Below are 22,876 nucleotides of genomic sequence, written 5' to 3'. Positions count from 1 at the left end.
TGAAATCACAATTCACAGACAGGCACCAGGAGCGGCTTGATGACAAGCAGTTCCATGGCCATTGGTAGTTATTTAGCCATATTCTGTAACTAAAAGTTAACCAAGAATTGTGAAAAGCTGTCTACAGAATGTCCTCGGCAGCTGCCTCGACAGGCTGCCCGTGTAACGGCCCGCCCTATTGACGCGGCGACTCGCGATCATCGAACACCGAAAACGGCCCAACTGCACGCCGAGCCTGCACGAAATGCCGAATCAATGCGACGAACACGCCCAGTAGCAGCCCCGCCAATACGCTCAGTGCGATGATAATGCTCACCGTTGGCTTTATCGGGTACAGCGGCGGCTGTGCCCGACGATCCACAGTGACCAGTTTCAGCCCACTCATATCGATATTCAGGCCGCGCAACCGCGCCTCTTCCGCCCACAGCCGTTCAACATCGCGCAGGAATATATCGCCATTTTTACGGTTATTGAGGACCTCGACTTCACGGTTTGTGTCGAGCATGCGCAGTTCCTTGGAGATCTCGGCCACCCTGCTGTTGGTGAAATCGTCGTCGGTGCGCCCTTGCAGCGCTGCCCGCTCCGCTTCAAGCACTTCGGTGCCCATGAAGTACAAAGGGGTCTTCTGATTAGTTACCACGGTGCGCATGGTCGGGTTCGAGCCGTTCAGCGTGCTCCCTCCCATGGATGAGGGGGTGGTGGGGGTCTTGAAGCCAACGGATTTGGCAATGGAGATAGCCTCGGCCAGTTCCGCAAGGCGATTGGTGCGCTCGATCTTCATCTGCAAACGCAACGCCGTGAGTTCATCCTGCAAACGTGCGCGTTTTACTTGATCCGACTCCAGCAGCATGGCGATCTTCGATGCTTTAGCCGCCTCGTAGTTGGCACGCGCGGCGTCGATCTTACCCTTGAGTTCGTTGAGGCGGTTATTGACAATAACCTTGAGGTCGGCCCCGACCTGATTGCGCTCCTGTGCAATGGCGTAGTCGACAAGTCCGTTAAGAATGGCCGCACCATCAACCCCCTTGGGGTACTGCATTTCCAGGCGAAGGTAAGCGTTGGCTACGTCAGGCTTCTTCAAATCTGGCATCACCAGGTTGATGCCATTGCGGTTGAACTCATCAAAGCTCTGCTCCAGGCTTTGCCCAGGGCGTTGGAAGGCTTCGAAAAGTGCGGGGTTGGCCCTGAAAAAGCCCAGCCGGGCCTCATAGGAGTCCAATTGTGCGCCGACCTTGGCCAACGCGTCGGCCGGCGGCAACTCGTAGACCTCAGAACGATTGAGGGCATCCAGCTCATTGATCGCCGCTGGCCGCAGTACACTGCTGACCTGGTAAACCCTGGGCGCAAGAAACGCGTAACCTACTCCCAGGAGACCAACCAGTATCGTGCAACCGATGACCAGTTTTTTCTGCTTCCATACTGCATGAAGCAGTTCAACGAGATCAATTTCATCCGATGCCGAATGTTGGTGCAGCTGAGGAGCGTTGTTCAAAGTTCGTACACCCTGATGAGTTGAAATTCAGCGCCTAAAAACACAGCCCTGAATAACAACCGTATAAACAGGGGGCAACGTCCACCACCCGAGTGACTGAATCCTCACACCCCATCATAAGCAGCGAGAAGTTTCATTTCAGTGACGCGGTTGTCCACGAGCATAGAAGGTACGTTATGCGGCGGGCTGGCAAAGTAACGTTAAAGACCGTTCAACAAAGGAAAAGTTACAAAAAAAGCTAAAAACAGGACGCCTCCTACATACTCTTCGCATAACACAGGAAAAAAACTCAGCACCTTCCATGCCAGCCGGCAATTAACCCTTCAGCAAAAAGGAATTTGTATGTCATCCATTTCAGACCCGGATGTTCAAGCGCTCCAAGGAACCTGGGAACAAACCTCACTGGAGGACAGCGGCGTACTCAACCCCGTCGATGCGCACAGCGCTCCGGGCGCAACTACCGTGATCAAGGGCGACCGTTTCGAGGTAAAGACCATCGGTGGTGATGTGCTGCTGGAGGGCCGGTTTTTCCTCGACGGCACTACCGTTCCCAAAAGCATCACCTGGGTGGACTCCATCGGGGATGATGCCGGCAAGCACCTGCCAGCCAGCTACCGCCTCGAAGGCGATACATTTGTGTTCATTGCCGCGGATGAAGGCATGCCCAGGCCCGTCTCATTCACGACGGGTGCAGGCCAGACCATGCGCAGCTTCATACGGCGCGCCTGAACCCTGGGCCATCCGAACTTGCGACAGCGTTTTCACCAAGCCTTCACTTTCAACGCTATAAGCTGAGGCCTACCTACTCCAGTGAATCCCTTAGGCCCGCCTTTCTTAGCGGGCTTTTTTTTGCCTGGGCACAACCGGATCAGGCAGGCGGATCAGGCAGGCCGTTTGGTGGCGGTCAGGGTAAAGCACAGCGGCAGTTGCGCCGGTTGGTGCTCGTACTGATCGTAGAGTTCTTCACGATTGGAGTGCGCATATTCCTGCAAATGACTGATCTGCAAATCTGCGCCAATCGCGGCGTTTACCAGGTCGCCCAAGGTGTGCACGTACCAGTAGGACGTCGGCCCGGCTACTGCGCCCTGGCCTTCATAGACAATCGACTCTTGCAGCACAAAGGGCTCCTGCTGAAAGTACGAACTGGCCGGCAACAACGGGTTTTGCGCCCTGGGGTCGAACACTTCCAGAAACGGATGGGTTTCATACATCACCAGCGTACCGCCGGGCTTCAGGGTGCTGGCGGCATGGCGCATGAACAGCGCCACATCCGGCATCCAGCCGAGCACGCCGATGGTGACCAGCGCGATGTCGAAGCGCTCATGCAAACGCTGCGGCAAGTGGTGGATATCGCTTTCGATAAATTCAGGCGCATGGGGCGACACCTCGGCAAGCTCACGCGCCTGCTGGAGAAACGCCGCGGACTGGTCCACCCCCACCACCGAGCGAGCGCCCAGGGCGAACAGCGACAAGCTTTCGCGACCGTTGTTGCAGCACAGTTGCACCACGTCCTTACCGGCGACACCAATGTCTTGCAGCACCCCGGTAATAGTGGGGTCCAGGCAGGAAAAATCTGCATTCCCGACACGCTTGAGCATCGCGCGCCAGGTGTCAGTGGTTTTATGCAGGCTGGCAGATTGGTCCCAGGCATCCTTGTTACAGGCAATTGCCTGTTGAGCTGAGGGCATGTCCATTGCGTCTCCAGATATGTCATACGGCGGGGCACAAAAAATACGGCAGATGCCCGCAGATTAAAACCCCGGGCAACAGGCGAAACTTAACCCACGCCCCGCAGGTCACTAACGCAATGCGTGTTCAGCCCTTGAACACCGCCTCTGCGAAGCCCTCATCGTGGCCAACCACTCCGACCTGCGTAATGCCCTGTCTTTGGACAGCCTGAACTTCTTCCTGGCGGATGTGCGCGACGGCCTCGGCCCGTACCTGGCCATCTACCTGCTGGCCGTGCACAAGTGGGACCCGGCCAGCATCGGCGTGGTCATGACCCTGGCGGGTATCGCCGCGCTGCTCACCCAGGGCCCCGCCGGTGCACTGATTGACCGCACCCGCAGCAAGCGTGCCGTGGTTGCCCTCGCCGCCATCCTGGTGACCGCCAGTTGCCTGGTGCTGCCCTTCGTCAGCTCGTTCAGCCTGGTGGCCTTGACCCAGGCAGCCAGCGCCGTCGCCGCATCCGTGTTTGCCCCGGCAATCTCCGCGATTTCACTTGGGATCACCGGTCCGCGCGCCTTTACCCGCCGCACCGGGCGCAATGAAACCTTCAACCACGCCGGCAACGCCGTGGCCGCCCTGCTGGCCGGTGGCTTGGCTTACTTGTATGGACCGGTCGTGGTGTTCTACCTGATGGCGTTTATGGCGGTGGCCAGTATCGTCGCGGTCAGTTGCGTATCCGCCAAGGCCATCGACCATGAAGTCGCCCGCGGCTTCGATCCGGCCCACGCCACCGACCACGAACACCCCTCGGGCGTCAAAGTATTGCTGGCCAACCGCCCGCTGCTGCTGTTCGCCATTTGCTGCGCCCTCTTCCACCTGGCCAACGCCGCCATGTTGCCGCTGGTCAGCCAGAAGCTGTCCCAAATCAACCTGCAGATGGCCACCCCGCTGACTTCAGCCTGCATCGTCGCCGCACAACTGGTGATGGTGCCGATCGCCTGGCTGGTAGGCGTCAAGGCTGACGTGTGGGGGCGCAAGCCGTTGCTGATGTTCGGCTTCATGATCCTGCCGCTGCGTGGCGTGCTCTACACCCTGTCCAGCGACCCCTATTGGCTGGTGGCCGTGCAAATGCTCGACGGCATCGGCGCGGGGATCTTCGGCGCGCTGTTCCCCGTGATCGTCAAAGACCTGACCCAAGGCACCGGCCGTTTCAACGTGAGCCTGGGTGCTCTGTCCACGGTGTTTGGCCTGGGCGCGGCATTGAGCAACAGCCTGGCGGGGTTCGTGGTGCAACAGGCGGGTTACAACGCGGCCTTCCTGACCCTGGCCGGTGTGGCAGGTGTGGCGTTGGCGCTGCTGTGGGTGGCGATGCCGGAGACGTTGGATAAGCCGCTCTTCGCGCCTCATGCACCGGCTGCATGATGGATACAGAAAACCCGGCGCCTGGCCGGGTTCGTTACTCGACACATATTCAGTTGTCGGGATGCTCGCTGGCGACCGAATCGGCAGCATCGACATCGGACATGTCCTCTTCCAGCGGTGCATCATCGTCCGGCGGTAGAGGGATAGAGTCCTCATCATTTCTCGGGTCGTGCCCTGTCTCATTATCTGTGCCGCGCGTTACGGCCTGCTGTGAAAGATTGCCTGGGGCGTTCTCATTGATGTCCATGCTGGCTCTCCGTTCTTAGGCTCGGGATATCCGCGCTTAAAGCTGTGAGGCGGCAGGCCGGAACAAGTGCCGGGCATTAGACGAATGGCGAAATACCTGAAACAGACCGCCGACCCGCACGAGGAGTGGATTCCAGCTTTACAGGGCTCTGAACACCCGTCGTTCTCTGCCATACAACTGTCGCCTCACATATGCGACAATGCGCGCCAAATTCCAACACACATCCCCATTTTTTTGCTCAGCGACCGGGTTTCGCGCCTTGATGTCGCTGTTGATGCATGCCTGACGGCGCCTGCTGCCACGCTCGCAACCCATTGATAGGTAAAGTAATTGATCTCCACAGCTAACATCACCATGCAGTTCGGCGCCAAGCCGCTCTTTGAGAACGTCTCGGTCAAGTTCGGCGCCGGCAACCGGTATGGTTTGATCGGTGCCAACGGTTGCGGCAAGTCGACCTTCATGAAAATCCTCGGCGGCGATCTCGATCCGTCGGGCGGCCAGGTCATGCTGGAGCCGAATGTACGCCTGGGTAAACTGCGCCAGGACCAGTTCGCCTATGAAGAATTCACTGTGCTCGACACCGTGATCATGGGCCACGAGGAGCTGTGGAAGGTCAAGGCCGAGCGCGACCGTATCTACTCGCTGCCGGAAATGAGCGAAGACGACGGCATGGCCGTGGCCGAGCTGGAAACCGAGTTCGCCGAGATGGACGGCTACACCGCCGAGTCCCGTGCCGGCGAGCTGCTGCTGGGCCTGGGCATTCCCCTGGAACAGCACTTCGGCCCGATGAGCGAAGTGTCCCCAGGCTGGAAGCTGCGCGTATTGCTGGCCCAGGCGCTGTTCTCCGATCCTGAAGTGCTGTTGCTCGACGAACCGACCAACCACTTGGACATCAACACCATCCGCTGGCTGGAAAACATCCTGACCCAGCGTAACAGCCTGATGATCATCATCTCTCACGACCGTCACTTCCTGAACAGCGTATGCACCCACATGGCTGACCTGGACTACGGCGAGCTGCGCCTGTTCCCGGGCAACTACGACGAGTACATGACCGTGGCGACCCAGTCCCGCGAGCAGCTGCTGTCGGACAACGCCAAGAAGAAGGCGCAGATCTCCGAGCTGCAATCCTTCGTCAGCCGCTTCTCGGCCAACGCCTCGAAAGCCAAGCAGGCGACTTCCCGTGCCAAGGCGATCGACAAGATCCAGCTGGCCGAGGTCAAGCCTTCGAGCCGTGTGAGCCCGTTCATCCGTTTCGATCAGAACAAGAAACTGCACCGCCAGGCTGTCATGGTCGAAAAAATGGCCAAGGGTTTCGACGGCAAGCCGCTGTTCAAGGATTTCAGCTTCCAGGTTGAAGCCGGCGAGCGCGTGGCGATCATCGGCCCGAACGGTATCGGCAAGACCACCCTGTTGCGCACCCTGGTCAACGAATTGACCCCGGACGCAGGCAGCATCAAATGGACCGACGCGGCAGAACTGGGCTACTACGCCCAGGATCACGCGCACGACTTCGAAGACGACGTCACCCTGTTCGACTGGATGGGCCAGTGGACTCAGGGCGAGCAGATGATTCGCGGAACGCTGGGCCGCATGCTGTTCTCCAACGACGAGATCCTCAAGTCGGTCAAGGTGATCTCCGGTGGTGAGCAAGGTCGCATGCTGTTCGGCAAGCTGATCCTGCAAAAGCCGAACGTGCTGATCATGGACGAACCGACCAACCACTTGGACATGGAATCCATCGAGGCGCTGAACCTGGCGCTGGAAAACTACCCGGGCACGCTGATCTTTGTCAGCCACGACCGCGAGTTCGTATCGTCCCTGGCTACCCGCATCATCGAGTTGAGCGCCGATGGCGTGATCGACTTCAGCGGCACCTACGATGACTACCTGCGTAGCCAAGGCGTGGTGTTTTAAGAACAGCGATCAGCTGTTAGCTACAAGCAGCAAGATAGAGCCCTGTCCACTGTGACAGGGCTTTTTGCGTTTGATTGAGCGCTATCATTAATAGTTAGGCTGCTTCCTTTTCCCCCACGCCCTTGCCATGATGCCCTCACCGCCCGCCCGCGAACGAGTGCCCATGTCAGCCGCCGCCCCCTCTTCCCTGTCGATCACCCTGCAGATCGTCTCCATCGTCTTCTATACCTTCATTGCTTTTATCTGCATCGGCCTGCCGATTGCGGTCATCCCCGGCTACGTGCATGAACAACTCGGGTTCAGCGCCGTGGTGGCTGGGATTACCATCGGTTCGCAGTATCTGGCGACCCTGCTCAGCCGCCCCATGGCTGGGCGGATGTCGGACAACGTCGGCACCAAACGGGCAATTGTGCTGGGGCTGGCGGGTATTTTGGTCAGCGGTGTGCTGACCTTTTTCGCGACGCTGCTGGAAAGTATGCCCAGCTTGAGCCTGGGCATTCTGATCGTCGCGAGGCTGTTGCTGGGCGTGGCCCAAGGCCTGATCGGCGTAGGCACCATCAGTTGGTGCATGGGCCAGGTTGGCGCAGAGCACACGGCGCGGTCGATTTCATGGAATGGCATTGCGTCCTATGGCGCCATCGCCATCGGTGCACCGCTGGGGGTGGTGATGGTGGCCGAGTATGGCTACAACAGCCTCGGGATTGCCCTGGCCGTGCTCGCGGCACTCGGCCTGGCGCTGATCCGCAACAAGCCCTCGGTACCGGTGGTGCGCGGCGAACGCCTGCCATTCTGGGCAGTGTTTGGGCGTATCGCGCCATTTGGGGCCAGCTTGTGCCTGTCTTCGATTGGCTACGGCACGCTGACCACCTTTATTACCCTCTACTACCTCAATCGCGGCTGGGAAGGCGCGGCGTACTGCCTCTCGGTGTTTGGCGTGTGCTTTATTCTGTCGCGCCTGGTGTTTATCTCGGCGATCAGCCGCTTTGGCGGGTTCAACGCCGCCATCGCGTGCATGGTTATCGAGACCTTCGGCCTCACCTTGTTGTGGCTGGCGCCGTCCACCGGCGTGGCGCTCATCGGCGCTGGACTGACGGGTTTTGGCCTGTCGCTGGTGTATCCCGCACTGGGTGTAGAAGCCATCAAACAAGTGCCCAACAGCAGCCGTGGCGCTGGCTTGAGTGCATATGCGGTGTTTTTTGACCTGGCCCTGGCGATTGCCGGGCGTTGATGGGTTTTGTGGCGCTGAACCTGGGGTACGGCTGGATCTTCTTTTGCGCGGCATTGCTGTCGGTCACAGCGCTGGGCGTGACCTTGCTGCTTAAGCGCCGCGCTTACTGATCAGCGGTCTGCAGACCGGCACGCGTGGCCTGGCCGAGGGTGCGGGTGAAAAAGCGCCCGGCTTCCGAGATCAGGTCGCGGTGGATGCCTTCGCGGTCGACACCATCAGCGTCGGTGCAGATGGCCGGCATGGCGGCCAACTGGTCGCTGTCGCACGGCGCCATGAACACGAAGTGCCCTGCCCCGGCCAGCAGCTTGAAATTCGGCGGATCAGGCAATTTGCGCGCCAGGGCCTCGGCGTTCTTGTCCACGGCCACCAGCTTGTCACCGTCGCCGCTGTAGAGCAGCACTGGCACATGCACATCGGCCAAGGTGTGACGGCCGAACATCAGGCTCAGTGGCGCCATCAGCATCAAGGCGTGGATACGCGGGTCGGATTGCGGCTGCAAGTCGTCACGGTCCACCACCAGCTCGCCTTTGGTAGTGCAGGCGTCGCGGTCTTCCGGGCGTTCCTGGCAATAGCGGCGCAGGCGGTCGAAATCAGGCTTGGCGCCGGCGAGGATCAGCGCGGTTTCACCCCCGGCGGAATAGCCGATCACGCCCACCTGGTCAATATCAACAAACGGCGACAGCATCGGGTCCGCCAAGGTAGCGGTGATCGCTTCGGAAATCTGGATCGGCCGTCCATACAGATTGCTCAGCGTGCCCAGACGGCTGTGGTCCTTGTAGTTGTCGCCGGGGTGCAGCACCGCCACCACCACAAAACCTTTACGCGCCAGGGATGTGGCCAGGTCATGCAGGGCCAAAGGCGTGCCGGTGTTGCCATGGGACAGCATCAGCATCGGGAAACGGCCGATGGCAATCCTGGAATCTTCGGTGGCGGCGACGTGATAGGCGCCCAACTGCGTGGTGTGCTCTAGGCCGGTAGACGGGTAGAACGCCACGGCTTTCATGGGCTGCAGGTCGAGCGGATCAAGAAACGTCATGCGATGAAAGCCGACACTCCAATGGGGGTGCGGCGCGGGCGCGGCGTGCACTGAAATCAGGCCGCCGAGCAGGGAAAGAACCAGAACAGCACAAAGACGCATCATGGGGATGTCCACCTTTGCTGCGTGAGAACCGACATGTCGAATGAAAAGTCCAGGGTATTGAACCCATGCTTGCACAACCTGGGCCACATCAAAGGAGACAGCGGAGAAACGAAAAAACTCCGTATTCCGGTCGCGTTCAGGCAAACAGAATACAGAGTTTAGGCGCTCGGCTTCAGATTGAAACCGAGGAAAGGCGATATTTACATACGTTTTACGCGGCGGCGAACAATTGATCGTTGATCAGTACGTTAGCGTCGCTCAGGGACTTGCTGCGTACTTCATCACCGTAAGCCAGGCCTTCGGCCCGCACAATTTCGATGTTGGTGATGCCGAGGAAGCCGAACAGCAGTTTCAGGTAGCCTTCATGGGCCGCGCCCGACGCTTGACCAGCATGCAAGCCGCCAGCGGTGGATACGATGATGACTTTCTTGTTACCGCACAGGCCTTCCGGACCGGCTTCGGTGTAACGGAACGTCTGACCGGCGACGGCGATACGGTCGATCCAGGCTTTCAGCTGGGTCGGGATGGTGAAGTTGTACATCGGCGCACCCACCACAATGGCGTCGGCAGCGAGGAATTCAGCCAGGGACGAAGCGCTCAGTTCAGCTTCGTGCTTTTGCGCAGCGTCGCGCAGGTCAGCGGCGGTGCCCAACGCGCCCAGGGTGGCGCCGGAGAAGTGGTTGATCGCGTCGCTGGCCAGGTCACGGTAAGTCACTTCCACACCCGGCTCGGCCGCTTGCCAGGCCTTCACCACACCGGCGCTGAGCTGACGGGAAGCGGAGTTGTCGCCGAGGATGCTGGAATCGATATGCAACAGTTTCATGATGGATCTCCGAGGTGGGATCGACAGTGGCGATCAGATGGTGGTGATGCTACGCATGAAACCAATACTCGATAAGCCGCCTGTAATGCGATAGTTTGTCCCACTGACAGGACAATAGGCGCGCCATGCAAGACCTCAACGATCTCTACTATTTCGCCAAAGTCGTCGAAGCCGGCGGTTTCGCGGCCGCTGGTCGGCTGCTGGGCATTCCCAAGTCGCGGCTGTCGAGGCGGATTGCCGAGCTGGAAGAACGCCTGGGCGCCCGCCTGCTGCAACGCACCACGCGCCAGCTGACCCTCACCGCCGTCGGCGAGCGCTACCTGCGCCACTGCCAGGCAATGCTGCTGGAAGCCGAGATGGCCGATGAGGCCGTGGCCAGCATGTCCAGCGAGCCCCGTGGCCGGTTGCGGGTGACATGCCCGGTGGGGTTGGCACAGAACATCATGCCGGATGTGGTCGCTGGATTTCTCGCCGCGCATCCTCAGGTTCAGCTGGAAATGACCCTGGTCAACCGCCGCGTCGATCTGGTGGCCGAAGGCATCGATGTGGCGTTGCGTGTTCGCGAGTTGGGGGATGAAGACCCGCTGCTGGTCACCAAGCGCCTGCGCCCGGCCCAGACGGCCCTGGTTGCCAGCCCGAACTTCCTGCAAGGCCGCCACATCAGCACACTTGATGACCTCAAGCAGTTGCCGATACTCGGCGCGCTGGAGGCGGATCGTATGGTGCACCAACGCATCATCGACCCACAGGGCAACCCCCACGACCTGATCATGGAAGCGCGCCTGGGCGTGGATGACTTCAACGTGCGCAAGGCCAGTGCCATCATGGGCCTGGGCTTCACCGTGCTGCCGATGATGTATTGCGAGGAAGAATTGGCCAACGGCCACTTGGTGCAACTGCTGCCGCAATGGTCACTGCCGGGCGGCTGGTTACAGGCGGTGTACCCGCACCGGCGCGGCGTGCTGCCGGCCATTCGTGCCTGGATCGATTACCTGGAAGAAGGCTTTAAAAGCTGCGGAGACCGTCTGCTATGAAAATGACCGAAGCGCAAGTCGCCACCTTTTGCCTGAGCCTGCCGGGTGCGCGGGAGGACTATAAATGGGGCGGCGTGCGGGTGTTCTCGATTGCCGGCAACAAGATGTTCGCCCTGCAAAACCTGCGCGGTGATTCGCTGGCGTTCAAGGTCGACAAGGAGCTGTTCCTGGGCCACGTCGACCGTCCCGGCATCCACCCCGCGCCGTACCTGGCCCGTGCGCAGTGGATCATCATGAACACACCCTACCCGCTGGGCGCCGAGGAACTGCGAGGCTTGTTGCAGCGCTCCCACCAATTGGTGGTGAGCAAATTGCCCAAGCGCACGCAGATCGGCTTGTTGCTAGAGGACTGACAGCAACGTGCCGCCGAGGAACAACTGGTCCAACCAGAACACCTGGTGCAGCAGCACAATCGCCCAGAACAGCACCTGGAAAGACACTTTGCGTGTCTTGTGCCGGAACACCTGCTGGGCAATCAAAGCCCCCGGCCAACCGCCCGCCAGCTCCACAGCGTGGAGGATGTTTTCCGGGGTGCGCCAGCTGTCGGTCTGCGCCTTGCGTTTGTCACTCCAGTACAGGAAAAACGCGATCACGCTGACCACGCCATAGGCCGCCAGCGGGACCACGGTTTCGCCGCGTTGCCACACCAGCACCGACCCCAACAGCGGCGACGCGAACAACAGCACAAAGAGCGCCGCCTTCAAGCGTGGGTGCTGGATGCTCATGCCTTGGCCGCCGCCCAGTCGATCCAACCGAACTGCCAGGTCGCCAGGATCAGCAGGCCAAAGCCGATGCGGTACCAGGCAAACGCCGCGTAGCTATGGCTGGCGATGAACTTGAGCAGGCCCTTGACCGCGATCATCGCGAAAATGAACGAGGTGACAAACCCGATGGCAAACACCGGCAGGTCCGCCGGCTGGAACAGGTCGCGGTACTTGTAGCCCGAGTACAGCGCCGCGCCAACCATGGTCGGCATGGCCAGGAAAAACGAGAACTCGGTGGCCGTCTTGCGCGACAGGCCGAACAGCAGGCCGCCGATGATGGTGGCACCGGAGCGCGAGGTACCGGGGATCATTGCCAGGCACTGGGCAAAGCCGACCTTGAGGGCGTCTTTCCAAGTGATGTCATCGACCGTTTCAGCATGCACGGTATGTTCGCGCCGCTCAGCCCACAACATGATCACCCCACCCACCACCAAGGCGGACGCCACCGTGATCGGGTTGAACAGGTAATGCTTGATCGCGTTCGCGAAAATCACCCCCAGCACCACTGCCGGTAGCACGGCGATGATCAGGTTCACGGTGAAACGCTGGGCATTGCGCTGAGTCGGCAAACCGACGACCACGTCCAGGATCTTGCGGCGAAACTCCCAGACGACGGCCAGAATGGCACCCAACTGGATAATGATATTGAACGCTTCGAAGCGCTCACCACCGAAGCCAATCAAGTCGGCGACAATGATCTGGTGGCCGGTGCTGGAAATCGGCAGGAACTCCGTCAGCCCTTCCACTACACCAAGAATCAATGCCTGAATGGCGGTCCAAAAATCCATGCTTCCCCCAAAGGTCATGCGCGGTGGCATGCCTCACTAGTCTTTTTTAATGGTTCACTGACGACGCGCGCGCTGAAGGCCCAATGTTGATGATGGTCAACACCGGCCTGCAAAAATGCTGTGAAAATCAGGCAGTACTCAGGTTTTCCGATTACAGGCCGAAAGCCTATCAGACAAGGCGTAAAAGTCGATGCGACGCCCACAATTATAAAAAGCCCGGAGTGCCAGGACGATGAACAGTTTGCGCAATATGTCGATCAGCCGACGCCTCTGGCTGATCCTGATAGTCGCCGTGCTGATGCTGCTGACCCTGGGTTTGCTGATGCTCAAGCAGATCCACGACGACCTTTACCAAGCCAAGCGACAACAGACCCAACATGTGGTCCAGACCGCCAGCGGGATCCTGACGTTTTATCACGGCCTGGAAACTACCGGCGTGATGACTCGCGACGCGGCCCAGAAACAAGCCCTGAGCGCGGTGCGCGGGTTGCGTTACGACCACGACGACTATTTCTGGATCAACGACCTCACGCCCGTGATGATCATGCACCCGGCCAACCCCAAGCTCGATGGCCAGAACCTCTCGGCCATCCGCGATCCCGATGGGTTTGCGGTGTTCAACGAGTTCGTGAACCTGGCGAAGACCAAGGGCGCCGGCATCGTCAACTATCGCTGGCCCAAGCCCGGCGCACAGCGCCCGTGGCGAAGACTTCCTATATCCAGCTGTTCGAACCCTGGGGCTGGATTATCGGCTCCGGCGTGTACGTGGACGACGTACAGGCCGAGTTCACCGGCCAGGTCTGGAAAGCTTCAGTGGTCGGCCTGGTCATTGCGCTGGTGATGGGTCTGCTGGTGTCGCTGATTGCGCGCAGCATCGTGCGTCCGTTGCAGGCGGCGGTGAACGCCATGGGCAATATCGCCAGCGGCGAAAGCGACCTGACCCGCAGTCTCGACACCCACGGCCGTGACGAAGTCACCCAACTGTCCCAGCACTTCAACAGCTTCACCGCCAAGCTGCGCCAGGTGGTGAGTCAGTTGCAGGTGTGCGCCAACGCCTTGGGCCAGTCCTCTACCGAGCTGGGCAACAACGCCAGCCAGGCCCACGACCGCAGCCAGCAGCAGTCGCAACAGATGGAGCTGGTGGCCACTGCCATCAACGAAGTCACTTACGGCGTGCAGGACGTGGCCAAGAACGCGGAACATGCCGCCAGCGAAATGCGCGATGCCCAGGCCCAGGCGCAACAAGGCCAGGTCAATATCGACGGCAGCCTGCAACAGATCGACCAGCTCTCCAGCACCATCAGCCAGGCCGTGGAAGTGATCCGCACGCTGTCCAGCGAAAGCACCCAGATCGGTGGCGTGCTGGAAGTGATCCGCTCCATCGCCGACCAGACCAACCTGCTGGCCCTGAACGCCGCCATCGAAGCCGCCCGCGCCGGGGAGCAAGGCCGTGGGTTTGCGGTGGTGGCCGACGAAGTCCGCCTGCTCGCCCAACGCACACAGAAGTCCACCGCTGAAATCCAGGCGATGATCGAGCGCCTGCAAGGGCACTCGGAAGCGGCGGTCAAGGTGATCAGCGACAGCCATAGCGCCTCGCAACTGACCATCGAGCAAGCGGGCCAGGCCGGCGCCAGCCTTACCGCCATCGGCCAGGCACTGCACAACCTCAACGGCCTGAACGCGTCGATTGCCAGTGCCACGTTGCAACAGGCCCATGTGGTGGAGGACATCAACCAGAACGTTACCCAGGCGGCGGGGTTGTCCCACAGCACGGCGTTGGCGGCGGAGCAGTCCAGTGTGGCCAGCGCGCATTTGCGCGGTTTGAGCGAGCAACTGGACGGCCTCCTGCGCCAGTTCAAGGTCTAACCCTGTCAAGGGATATGTGGTGAGCGGGTTTGCACCCCTCACCACAACAACACCCGACTCCAACAGGCTAGCGTCTTTGGTTACAATCACCGCCCTCTCCCACTCCCCCAAGGAATCACCATGTCCGGGCTTGAACTGTTCGCCGCTGCCCTGGGGGTGATCGCTGTCTGGCTCACGGTCAAGCAAAACCCCTGGTGCTGGCCCATCGGCCTGGTGATGGTGTTGCTGTACACCTGGGTGTTCTACGACGTGAAACTCTATTCCGACATGCTGCTGCAAGTGATCTACGCCGCGCTGCAAGTCTATGGCTGGTGGCAGTGGACCCGTGCCGGCGAGGTCAGGCAGGGCCGCCAGGTCACGAGCCTGGGCGCGCCGGCAATCATGACCAGCCTGGCGATCGGCGCGGTGGGCAGCCTGCTGCTCGGCGCCGCCATGGCCCACTGGACCGATGCCGCGCAACCCTGGCTCGACGCCGCCCTCACCGGCTTCAGCCTGGTGGCGCAAATGTGGATGGCGCAGAAACGCGTGCAATGCTGGCCGTTATGGATTGCCGTGGATGTAATCTTCGTCGGGCTGTTCCTCTATAAAGGCCTGTACCTCACCGCCGGTCTCTATGCGCTATTCACCGTGATCGCCATACAAGGCTGGCGCGAATGGCGTGCCGATCCGGCGCTGCAACCATGAAGGTAGTGGTGCTGGCGGGGCCCGAATCCAGTGGCAAAAGCTGGCTGGCGGCTGAGTTGCATGCGCACTTCGGCGGGTTGATGGTCGGCGAATATGTACGCCATTTCATCGATCACCATCAGCGCGATACATGCCTGGCAGATATCCCGGCCATCGCCCGTGGCCAACTGGCCTGGGAAGACGCGGCCCGTGCCGAATACCCGCGCCTGCTGATCCTCGACACCCACCTGCTCACCAACACGCTATGGAGCCAGACCCTGTTCGGCGACTGCCCGGCATGGCTCGACGATGAGCTGCTGGCCCGTCATTACGACCTGCACCTGCTGCTCTCGCCGGAAGATGTGGAGTGGACGGCCGATGGCCAACGCTGCCAGCCGGAGCTGGAAGATCGACGCGAGTTTTTCCAGCAAAGCCTGGAGTGGATGCAGCAGCATCAGCAGCCGGTGGTGGTGATTCGTGGGGATTGGGAGGCACGCCGCGCTGCGGCGTTTGCGGCAGTGGAACACCTGCTTGAACCTTAACACTGCCTTACTGTGGGAGCGGGCAAGCCCCCTCCCACATTCGTCAGGCTTCAGTAGCCCAGGGACAGGCCCGTGTTACGACGTGGGTCGTTCGCACCATAGAAGCGATTGTTACCCACCGGCTTGCCACCCAATGCAGGCGCGCCCACCAGGATCGCCGCCAAATGGTTCGCATCCTGCGGCCCGGCAAACTTGTGACCCCAGCTTTCCAGAAGTTTCTGGGTGTCCGGGCTGACGGCAAAGGTCTCAAGGTTGGTGGTGTCCGGCATCCACTGCTGGTGGAAACGCGGCGCGTCCACGGTTTCCTGGATGTTCATCTTGTAGTCGATCACGTTCAAGATGGTCAGCAAGGTCGCGGTGATAATGCGGCTGCCACCCGGCGTACCCACCACCATCACGGCCTTGCCATCCTTGGTCACGATGGTCGGGCTCATCGACGACAGCGGCGCCTTGCCTGGGGCGATGGCGTTGGCTTCACCCTGCACCAGCCCGTACATGTTCGGCACGCCGACCTTGACGGTGAAGTCGTCCATTTCATCGTTGAGGATCACACCGGTCTTGCTCGCCATCACGCCCGCGCCGAACCAGTCGTTGAGGGTGTAGGTGACGGAGACCGCATTGCCCCACTTGTCGACGATGGAGTAGTGAGTGGTGTTGTTGCCTTCATGGGGCGAGACACCCGGTTTGATCGCCTGGGAATCCCCGGCCTTTTGCGGTTCGATGGCTGCGCGCAGTTTGGCGGCGTAGTTTTTATCCAGCAGATGCTCGATCGGGTTCTTCACGAAGTCCGGGTCGCCGAGGTAGCTGTTGCGGTCCACATAGGCGTGGCGCATGGCTTCGATCTGATAGTGCAGGCCTTGGGCCGAGTGATAGCCCAGGTCGGCCATCGGGTAGCCTTCAAGGATGTTCATGATCTGGCAGATCACGACGCCGCCCGAGCTTGGCGGCGGCGCGGAGACGACGTGGTAGCCACGGTAATCGCACTCGATGGGCGCCAGTTCACGGGTCTTGTATTTGTCGAGATCAGCCTGGGTGATGATGCCCTTGCCAGCCTGGCTGGAATCCACCAGGGCCTTGGCGACCCACCCTTTATAGAAACCGTCTGTGCCCTTGGCGGAGATTTCCTTGAGGGTTTTGGCCAGGTCTTTCTGCACCAGTTTCTGGCCGACCTGCATGGGTTGGCCGTTGTGCAGGAAGATGCCGCGCAGGTCCTTGTCTTTCTCGAACTCGCCGGTGGCGGTGTGCAGCAGGTCGATATCGCCTTGTTCCAGGGCGAAGCCGTTTTCCGCCAGCTTGATCGCCGGGGCAATCACCTGGGCGCGCTTGAGGGTGCCGTACTTGCTCAGCGCCAGTTCCATGCCCGACACGGTGCCGGGCACGCCTACGGCGAGGTGGCCCTTGGCGCTGAGGCCTTCGATGACGTTGCCGTCCTTGTCCAGGTACATGTTCGCGGTGGCGGCCAGCGGGGCTTTTTCGCGGAAGTCGAGGAAGGTCTTGCGTCCGTCCGCCAGTTGCACGGTCATGAAGCCGCCGCCGCCCAGGTTACCCGCCGCCGGGTACACCACCGCCAGCGCGTAGCCCACGGCCACGGCCGCATCCACTGCATTGCCGCCGGCCTTGAGTACATCCACGCCGACATGAGTTGCCAAATGCTGGGCCGTCACCACCATGCCATTTTCACCGGCCACCGGGGCCTGGGAAGCGGCCTGTACACCACTGACCGTCAACACCAGGGCAGTGGCAATCAAGGTACGGCTGAAGGGTTGGTATTTCATCCATGGCTACTCTAGTTGTTGAGACGCACCAAAATAGCCCGCCGCAGATTTAATCCCCAGCGCAATGGCGTTTTTATTACAGAACTTGTCGGTCATGGAACGGACCGAAAAAAGCCCATGCTATATTTCGCGCCCTGACTGTCGTGCAAGGCGCTTAGACATGGTGATCAAGAAGACCGGTATCCGTGCCCAACAGGCCGACCAGACCCGTGCGCGCATCTTGCAGGCGGCGATCAAGGTGTTCACCCGCGACGGCTATTCCGGCGGGCGCGTCGATGCCATTTCCAAGGAAGCCGACTCCAACGACCGCATGCTCTATTACTACTTCGGCAGCAAGGAACACCTGTTCGTCTGCGTGCTGGAGCACATCTACGAGCAATTCAACCAAGCCGAAAGCAAGCTCAAACTGGACCTGGCGGCACCGGTGCAGGCCTTGCGCGACCTGGTGGCGTTTATCTGGAATTACTACGTCAAGCACCCGGAGTTCGTGGCGATCCTGAGCATCGAAAACCTGCACCAGGGCAAGCACGCCAAGCAGTCGGGAGAGATGCGCAGGCTGTCAGGGGAAGCCGTGGGCGTGCTGCGCCCGATCATCGAAGCGGGCCAGGTTCAGGGCCTGTTCCGTCAGGATGTAGACCTCAAGCACGTGTACTTGATGATCGCCTCGCTGTGCTACTTCTATAACTCCAACCGCCATACCCTCAGCTCATTCCTGGGTGAGGACCTGGCGCACAAAGGGCAGCAGCAGGATTGGCTGGTGTTTATCACCGATCTGGTGCTGCGCGGCGTCACACCGTTTCCCCTGGCAAACTGAGGTCTGAATGTGGGTTCAGTGAGTGCCGGGGTTGGCTCGCAGGTGCGCCACCTTCTGCTCCACGCCCTTCCAGGCCGGTGCATTCGGCGCAAATTGCCCGCGCAAATACGCAACCAAATCCGTGACCTGGCTATTCGACAAACTGTCCCTGAACCCCGGCATATACCCCAAGTCCCGGGTCGCCGGATTGCTGATCCCCTGCAAAATCACCTTGATCAGATTGTCCGGCTGATCGCTGTGCACATTGGTATTGCTGGCCAGTGACGGGCTGACCCCAAACAACTTCGGCCCCAAGCCATCGGCATGGCAGGCCCTGCACGAACCTTCGAATACGCGCCGGCCATTGGGGTTCGGCACCGAGGTCGCCACCTGCACTTCGGCAACGGCTTCACCCTTCAACGAAGCCAGGTACACCGCCATCGCCCGGATATCCGCCTCGGGCAGTTTCGCCAGCTCACTCACCACCGGTCCCATCGGCCCCGCCGCCACACCATGGGCTTCGGAGTAACCCGTGCTCAAATAGCTGAACAGTTGATCCTCGGTCCATGGCGTCGGCGCCTTGGACAACCCGTTCAACGCCGGTGCCTCCCAGCCATCCACCACCCCACCGGCCAGAAACGCCTTGCCGCCCTTCTCCGCGCCCAGCAGGTTGCGCGGCGAGTGGCACGCGGCGCAGTGGCCCAGGCCATTGACCAGGTAATTGCCACGATTCCATTGCTCACCGCGCTCCGGCTGCGCGGTGATTTCACCGCGCCACAGATTCAGTGCATTCCACCCTGCCATCAACGGCCGCAGATTGAATGGAAAGCCCATCGCATTCGGCGTCGGGGCCTGGCTCACCGGCGCGTGGGACATCAGGTAGGCATACAGCGCCTGCATGTCGGCATCGTTGATGTTGCGGAACGCCGTGTACGGAAACGCCGGGTACAGGTTGCGCCCGTCGCGACCAATGCCATCGCGCATCGCCCGCTCAAAGGCCGGGTACGACCAGGCGCCAATCCCCGTCTGCACATCGGGGGTGATATTGCTGCTGTACAGCGTGCCGAAGGGTGTTTCCATGGCCAACCCACCGGCGTTGGTCGCGCCGCCCGGCGCCGTGTGGCACACCGCGCAGTCACCCAGGGCCGCGAGCAAGCGCCCGCGTTCCAGGGTGGCCTTGGACCAGGTGCCGGCGCTGGGCGGTGCGATGGGTGCGATTTCACTGTGAAACGGCCACGCCGTGGCGAGCACTGCGCCCAAGGTCGCGAACAGTGCACCGAACCACCATTGCGACGCTTGTGCGGCGACTTGGCCGGCTCGCCCAAGGTGCCGGCGTTCAATGCAGCCAACACCCGCTCCGGGGTGATCGGCAACTCGCGAAACCGAATCCCGGTGGCGTCATAGATCGCGTTGGCAATCGCCGCCGCACTGGGCACCGAGGCCGACTCACCCGCGCCCATGGGCGGCTGGTCCTGGCGCGGCATCATCAACACGTCAATCTGCGGCACTTCGGGGAAGGTCAGGATCGGGTAGCCACCCCACTCCTTGCTGGCCACAGTCGACTCTTCAAATGTCACCCGTTCCTTGAGCACGCGGCTGGTGGACTGGATCACATTGCCGTGGATCTGATGCTGCACCCCCGCCGGGTTGATCATCATCCCTGAGTCGTGGCCGATCACCACCCGCGTCACCGACACATCGCCGGTGTGCTTGTCGATGGCCACGTCCGCGACCCACGCCGCCCAAGCCGCGCCGAAACCGGGGAACTTGCTGTGGATGTAGCGCGCATAGGCAAAGCCACGACCACGCAGCACATGGTCTTCATTGGCGGTTTGCATCGGCGCAGTGCGCGGTGACCAATTGGCGCGTTCGGCGGTGGATTTCACCAACTCGATAGCGCGCTCATCCTTGAGGTAGCGCAGGCGATATTCCACCGGGTCGACGCCAGCGGCGAAAGCCAGTTCGTCGATATAGGATTCATGGGCAAAGGTGTTGGGCAGCGCCGATACGCCGCGCATCCACGAGGCGCGCACGATGGGCGCCATGTCGTTGATGGTCACGCGCAGGTTGTCGATGTCGTAGGGCGGGATCGAAGTGCGGTCACCCATCTCGAACATCGCCGCCACCGGCTCGACGCGCCCGGTGAGCAGCAGCGCGAGGGTCGGCGCACCGTTGGAGGGGTAGCTGGTTTCAAAGTCGTAGGCCGCGATGCTGCCGTCGGCATTCAGGCCGCCGTCCACCTCCATCAATTGCGCGGTGCCCTTGGGTTCCCACAGATGTTCCTGTTCGCGGGTCAGTTGCACGCGCACCGGTTTGCCCACGGCACGGGACAGCAGCAAGGCGTCGGCGCACACGTCATCGGCGCAATTGCGCCCGTAGCAACCGGCGGCTTCCATGCGGATCACGTCGATTAGCGCTTCATCGCACTCCAGCAGCCACGCCAGATCGGCGCGCAGCAGGTGCGGGTTCTGGCTGCCGGACCACACGCGGCTGCCCGTGGCTTGATAGTCCGCGACACCGCAGGACGGGCCGATGGAGCCATGCATCTGATACGGCCACAGGTACGTGCGCGGCATGCGCTGGGCGGCGTTGGCCAGGGCTTCGTCGACGTTACCCTGGTCAAGCACCGTGCGGCGCACGCGGGGGTTGTCGCGGATGGCCTGTTCCACGTCGCTCATGTCGGGCAACCCGTCGTTCCAGGGTTTCCACTCCACGTGCAGCGCTTGGGCGGCCTTGATTGCCTGCTCTTCGCGCAGCGCCACCACGCCGACAAAATCACGGATCACCACCACCGCGACAATCCCGGGGATGTGCGCGATGGAGGCTTCATCCACGCGCAGCAGGCTATTGCCGACGAACTCCCCGCAATCCAAACCGGCATACGGTGGGCGAATCACCCGGCCGTGCAGCATGCCCGGCACGCGCATATCGTGCACGTAGGTCAGTTCGCCGGTGGCCTTGCCGGGGATATCCACCCGCGCAGCGCCCTTGCCGACCAGGCGGTAATCTTCAATGGCCTTGAGCGGGGCATCGCCGCTGATGTGCAGTTGGTCGTGCTGGCCGCTGACCAGTGCCGCATACGTGGTGCTGCGCCCGTCCGCCGCCTGGATCACACCGGCTTCTACCTTGAGGCTGGCCGTGCTGACGCCCCAGCGCCCCGCCGCACGGGCCAGCAAAAAGCGCCGCGCCTCTGCCGCCGCATTGCGCAACGGCACCGCAGAAATCTGCAACGTCGCGCTGGCAATGGTCGCGCCCTGGTTCGGCACGCGCTCGGTGTCGCCGAGCACCATCTTCACTTGCTCCAGCGTCAGGTCCAGTTCTTCGGCGACGATCTGCGCCAGCGACGTACGAATGCCGGTGCCCAGGTCGACGTGACCATTAAAGGCGTACACCAGGCCGTCATCGTTCACCGCGATAAACAGCCCCAGTTCCTTGGGTTTGACCGTGGGTGTGCCGCCCTTGGCCACCGGGCCCGACGGTGGCAGCACGTCATCGACGATCAACAACACACCGGCCTTGGCCAGCCACTGGTCTCGGGAAAGGGTCATGGTCATCCCTCAACATTCATGAGGCGCGCAGCACGCAGCACGGCACGCAGGATTTCGATATGGGTGCCGCAGCGGCAGAGGTTGCCCGACAGTTCATTACGGACCTGGACTTCGCTGGGGTTGGGATTGCGGTCGAGCAAAGCCTTGGCGGTCATGATCATGCCGTTGAGGCAGTAGCCGCATTGTGCGGCCTGCTCATCGATAAACGCCTGCTGCACCGGATGCGGCGCCTGGCGCGTGCCCAAGCCTTCGAGGGTGACAATCTCGCGCCCCACGGCGCCCGACAGCGGGAACACACAGGCACGGGCCGCCACACCATCGATGATCACGGTACAGGCACCGCACTCGCCCAGGCCGCAGCCGTATTTGGGGCCGTTGAGTGCCAGGTCATTGCGCAGCACCAGCAACAGCGGGGTATCCGCCATGGCCGTGACTTCGTTGGGCTGGCCGTTAACCTTAAGCGTTACCGTGGTGTGCTGGCTGATCATGCGCTTCGCCTGTGACAGTTGATGAAGTGCCTACTACATAAAATAGTCAAAAAAAAGCGTCGCGCACCTGGGGCCTCGCGACACACTCGACTGATGAAGTGGCTACTACACGAACTTAGAGCAAAAACGGTGCCAGGGATGCTTACTCCTGGGGCTCGTCGATCATCTTGCGCAACAGAAACAACACCGCTACGCGCTCGGCGGGGTTGAGGTTGCTCATGGTCAATTCGCTGATCTGCGCGGCGCGGGGGGCGGTTTGGGCGACCAGTTCGGCGCCGGCGGCAGACAGGTCCACCACCACTTTGCGCTTGTCCTGTGGGTCGGGCTCCAGGCTGATCAGTTCCTTGGCCTTGAGCCGCTCGACGATGCCGCGAATGGTCGCCTGGTCCACGGCGGTGGCCTTGACCAGCTCGGTGAGGGAACTTGCACCGTGATCGCGCAGCGCGCACAAGGTGACGAATTGCACGGCGGTGAGCTGGGAGTCGCCGACATTCTGCTGAAAGATCGCCAGGTGGCGCTGGTAGGCCTTGCGCAGCAGGTGGCCGACTTGCTCAGAGAAAACGTAGGAATCAGGCACGGCGGGCTCGGTGGTGGTGGGTATTGGGGAGGCATGATGGCGGGCTTGGTTGAGGTTCTCAAGGTCTACACAATTGAAAGGTGGGAGGGGGCAAGTCGAA

Annotated in this window: 19 protein-coding genes and 3 pseudogenes; 11 read left to right on the top strand and 11 right to left on the bottom strand. The window is 61.1% G+C overall.

Annotation, left to right across the window (positions count from 1 at the left end):
- Positions 1–175 precede the first annotated feature (175 nt).
- A complete protein-coding gene (locus IQK56_RS04350; RefSeq protein ID WP_193863505.1) occupies positions 176–1,492 on the bottom strand; it encodes a Wzz/FepE/Etk N-terminal domain-containing protein in 1,317 nt (438 codons plus the stop codon).
- Between the two features lie 342 nt (positions 1,493–1,834).
- Between IQK56_RS04350 and IQK56_RS04345 the strand changes: the two genes are divergently transcribed.
- Entirely contained in the window at positions 1,835–2,221 is a 387-nt protein-coding gene (locus IQK56_RS04345) for a TIGR03067 domain-containing protein (protein WP_193863504.1), read from the top strand.
- A gap of 152 nt (positions 2,222–2,373) precedes the next feature.
- On the opposite strand, the gene IQK56_RS04340 is transcribed toward IQK56_RS04345, so the two are convergent.
- On the bottom strand, positions 2,374–3,186 hold the full coding sequence (locus IQK56_RS04340; RefSeq protein WP_122305677.1) for a class I SAM-dependent methyltransferase: 813 nt from the start codon (positions 3,184–3,186) through the stop codon (positions 2,374–2,376).
- A gap of 157 nt (positions 3,187–3,343) precedes the next feature.
- On the opposite strand from IQK56_RS04340, the gene IQK56_RS04335 reads away from it, so the two are divergent.
- Positions 3,344–4,582, top strand: coding sequence for an MFS transporter (locus tag IQK56_RS04335; protein ID WP_150760148.1), 1,239 nt, complete (start codon positions 3,344–3,346; stop codon positions 4,580–4,582).
- A gap of 49 nt (positions 4,583–4,631) precedes the next feature.
- Here IQK56_RS04335 and IQK56_RS04330 read toward each other — a convergent pair whose 3' ends face one another.
- Complete coding sequence (locus IQK56_RS04330) at positions 4,632–4,829, bottom strand: hypothetical protein (protein WP_122305679.1); 198 nt, start codon at positions 4,827–4,829, stop codon at positions 4,632–4,634.
- 330 nt (positions 4,830–5,159) lie between these two features.
- On the opposite strand from IQK56_RS04330, the gene IQK56_RS04325 reads away from it, so the two are divergent.
- Both IQK56_RS04325 and IQK56_RS04320 read left to right on the top strand, forming a co-directional pair.
- Positions 5,160–6,746: an ABC-F family ATPase gene (locus IQK56_RS04325; RefSeq protein WP_081797888.1), complete on the top strand. Its 1,587-nt coding sequence runs from the start codon at positions 5,160–5,162 to the stop codon at positions 6,744–6,746.
- Positions 6,747–6,909: 163 nt separating this feature from the next.
- Positions 6,910–8,084, top strand: a pseudogene (locus IQK56_RS04320) (MFS transporter).
- Here the strand turns inward: IQK56_RS04320 and IQK56_RS04315 are convergent.
- Both IQK56_RS04315 and IQK56_RS04310 read right to left on the bottom strand, forming a co-directional pair.
- Positions 8,078–9,115, bottom strand: a complete 1,038-nt coding sequence (locus tag IQK56_RS04315) for an alpha/beta hydrolase family protein (RefSeq protein ID WP_150676588.1) — start codon at positions 9,113–9,115, stop codon at positions 8,078–8,080. The pseudogene IQK56_RS04320 and the gene IQK56_RS04315 sit on opposite strands and share 7 nt — an antisense overlap.
- Positions 9,116–9,326: 211 nt before the next feature.
- Positions 9,327–9,938: an FMN-dependent NADH-azoreductase gene (locus IQK56_RS04310; RefSeq protein WP_122305682.1), complete on the bottom strand. Its 612-nt coding sequence runs from the start codon at positions 9,936–9,938 to the stop codon at positions 9,327–9,329.
- Between the two features lie 125 nt (positions 9,939–10,063).
- Between IQK56_RS04310 and IQK56_RS04305 the strand changes: the two genes are divergently transcribed.
- Both IQK56_RS04305 and IQK56_RS04300 read left to right on the top strand, forming a co-directional pair.
- A complete protein-coding gene (locus IQK56_RS04305; RefSeq protein WP_150760151.1) occupies positions 10,064–10,972 on the top strand; it encodes a LysR substrate-binding domain-containing protein in 909 nt (302 codons plus the stop codon).
- Complete coding sequence (locus IQK56_RS04300) at positions 10,969–11,325, top strand: MmcQ/YjbR family DNA-binding protein (RefSeq protein ID WP_012723994.1); 357 nt, start codon at positions 10,969–10,971, stop codon at positions 11,323–11,325. The genes IQK56_RS04305 and IQK56_RS04300 overlap by 4 nt, the downstream gene beginning before the upstream one ends.
- On the opposite strand, the gene IQK56_RS04295 is transcribed toward IQK56_RS04300, so the two are convergent.
- Both IQK56_RS04295 and IQK56_RS04290 read right to left on the bottom strand, forming a co-directional pair.
- Positions 11,314–11,697, bottom strand: a complete 384-nt coding sequence (locus tag IQK56_RS04295; RefSeq protein WP_193863501.1) for a DUF1294 domain-containing protein — start codon at positions 11,695–11,697, stop codon at positions 11,314–11,316. The two genes, IQK56_RS04300 and IQK56_RS04295, sit on opposite strands and share 12 nt — an antisense overlap.
- Positions 11,694–12,524 carry an undecaprenyl-diphosphate phosphatase gene (locus IQK56_RS04290; protein ID WP_078733417.1) on the bottom strand — a complete coding sequence of 277 codons (831 nt, stop codon included), beginning with the start codon at positions 12,522–12,524 and terminating at the stop codon, positions 11,694–11,696. The genes IQK56_RS04295 and IQK56_RS04290 overlap by 4 nt, the downstream gene beginning before the upstream one ends.
- Before the next feature lie 232 nt (positions 12,525–12,756).
- Between IQK56_RS04290 and IQK56_RS31670 the strand changes: the two are divergent.
- From IQK56_RS31670 to IQK56_RS04275, 4 genes and pseudogenes are all read left to right on the top strand, one after another.
- Positions 12,757–13,268 (top strand): annotated as a pseudogene (locus IQK56_RS31670) (cache domain-containing protein); the annotation flags it as partial.
- 96 nt (positions 13,269–13,364) lie between these two features.
- Positions 13,365–14,390, top strand: coding sequence for a methyl-accepting chemotaxis protein (locus tag IQK56_RS31665; protein WP_425274576.1), 1,026 nt, complete (start codon positions 13,365–13,367; stop codon positions 14,388–14,390).
- Positions 14,391–14,510: 120 nt separating this feature from the next.
- Positions 14,511–15,074 carry a nicotinamide riboside transporter PnuC gene (gene pnuC / locus IQK56_RS04280; RefSeq protein WP_193863500.1) on the top strand — a complete coding sequence of 188 codons (564 nt, stop codon included), beginning with the start codon at positions 14,511–14,513 and terminating at the stop codon, positions 15,072–15,074.
- The gene (locus tag IQK56_RS04275) at positions 15,071–15,595 is read left to right on the top strand and encodes an AAA family ATPase (RefSeq protein WP_193863499.1); all 525 of its coding nucleotides are present in this window, start codon (positions 15,071–15,073) and stop codon (positions 15,593–15,595) included. Before pnuC ends, IQK56_RS04275 begins: the two co-directional genes overlap by 4 nt.
- A 50-nt stretch (positions 15,596–15,645) precedes the next feature.
- Here the strand turns inward: IQK56_RS04275 and ggt are convergent, their stop codons facing one another.
- Positions 15,646–17,370: a gamma-glutamyltransferase gene (gene ggt, locus IQK56_RS04270; protein ID WP_193863498.1), complete on the bottom strand. Its 1,725-nt coding sequence runs from the start codon at positions 17,368–17,370 to the stop codon at positions 15,646–15,648.
- A gap of 160 nt (positions 17,371–17,530) precedes the next feature.
- Between ggt and IQK56_RS04265 the strand changes: the two genes are divergently transcribed.
- Positions 17,531–18,184, top strand: coding sequence for a TetR/AcrR family transcriptional regulator (locus IQK56_RS04265; RefSeq protein WP_122307878.1), 654 nt, complete (start codon positions 17,531–17,533; stop codon positions 18,182–18,184).
- Positions 18,185–18,199: 15 nt separating this feature from the next.
- Here IQK56_RS04265 and IQK56_RS04260 read toward each other — a convergent pair.
- The 3 genes and pseudogenes from IQK56_RS04260 to IQK56_RS04250 form a co-directional block, all read right to left on the bottom strand.
- Positions 18,200–21,717 (bottom strand): annotated as a pseudogene (locus IQK56_RS04260) (molybdopterin cofactor-binding domain-containing protein).
- The gene (locus tag IQK56_RS04255) at positions 21,714–22,199 is read right to left on the bottom strand and encodes a (2Fe-2S)-binding protein (RefSeq protein WP_150760156.1); all 486 of its coding nucleotides are present in this window, start codon (positions 22,197–22,199) and stop codon (positions 21,714–21,716) included. Before IQK56_RS04255 ends, IQK56_RS04260 begins: the two are co-directional and overlap by 4 nt.
- A gap of 142 nt (positions 22,200–22,341) precedes the next feature.
- Positions 22,342–22,776, bottom strand: a complete 435-nt coding sequence (locus tag IQK56_RS04250) for a MarR family transcriptional regulator (protein ID WP_193863496.1) — start codon at positions 22,774–22,776, stop codon at positions 22,342–22,344.
- Positions 22,777–22,876 lie beyond the last annotated feature (100 nt).

The sequence above is a fragment of the Pseudomonas cyclaminis genome (assembly GCF_015163715.1).
Taxonomy (GTDB): Bacteria; Pseudomonadota; Gammaproteobacteria; order Pseudomonadales; family Pseudomonadaceae; genus Aquipseudomonas; species Aquipseudomonas cyclaminis.
This window is presented reverse-complemented; position numbering and strand designations above follow the sequence as displayed.

Coding starts and splice junctions, on each gene's coding strand:
- IQK56_RS04305 (WP_150760151.1), top strand. CDS start 10,064: ATGCAAGACCTCAACGATCTCTACTATTTCGCCAAAGTCGTCGAAGCC.
- IQK56_RS04255 (WP_150760156.1), bottom strand. CDS start 22,199: ATGATCAGCCAGCACACCACGGTAACGCTTAAGGTTAACGGCCAGCCC.
- IQK56_RS04295 (WP_193863501.1), bottom strand. CDS start 11,697: ATGAGCATCCAGCACCCACGCTTGAAGGCGGCGCTCTTTGTGCTGTTG.
- IQK56_RS04290 (WP_078733417.1), bottom strand. CDS start 12,524: ATGGATTTTTGGACCGCCATTCAGGCATTGATTCTTGGTGTAGTGGAA.
- ggt (WP_193863498.1), bottom strand. CDS start 17,370: ATGAAATACCAACCCTTCAGCCGTACCTTGATTGCCACTGCCCTGGTG.
- IQK56_RS04340 (WP_122305677.1), bottom strand. CDS start 3,186: ATGGACATGCCCTCAGCTCAACAGGCAATTGCCTGTAACAAGGATGCC.
- IQK56_RS04265 (WP_122307878.1), top strand. CDS start 17,531: ATGGTGATCAAGAAGACCGGTATCCGTGCCCAACAGGCCGACCAGACC.
- IQK56_RS04315 (WP_150676588.1), bottom strand. CDS start 9,115: ATGATGCGTCTTTGTGCTGTTCTGGTTCTTTCCCTGCTCGGCGGCCTG.
- IQK56_RS04345 (WP_193863504.1), top strand. CDS start 1,835: ATGTCATCCATTTCAGACCCGGATGTTCAAGCGCTCCAAGGAACCTGG.
- IQK56_RS04300 (WP_012723994.1), top strand. CDS start 10,969: ATGAAAATGACCGAAGCGCAAGTCGCCACCTTTTGCCTGAGCCTGCCG.
- IQK56_RS31665 (WP_425274576.1), top strand. CDS start 13,365: ATGGGTCTGCTGGTGTCGCTGATTGCGCGCAGCATCGTGCGTCCGTTG.
- IQK56_RS04330 (WP_122305679.1), bottom strand. CDS start 4,829: ATGGACATCAATGAGAACGCCCCAGGCAATCTTTCACAGCAGGCCGTA.
- IQK56_RS04310 (WP_122305682.1), bottom strand. CDS start 9,938: ATGAAACTGTTGCATATCGATTCCAGCATCCTCGGCGACAACTCCGCT.
- IQK56_RS04275 (WP_193863499.1), top strand. CDS start 15,071: ATGAAGGTAGTGGTGCTGGCGGGGCCCGAATCCAGTGGCAAAAGCTGG.
- pnuC (WP_193863500.1), top strand. CDS start 14,511: ATGTCCGGGCTTGAACTGTTCGCCGCTGCCCTGGGGGTGATCGCTGTC.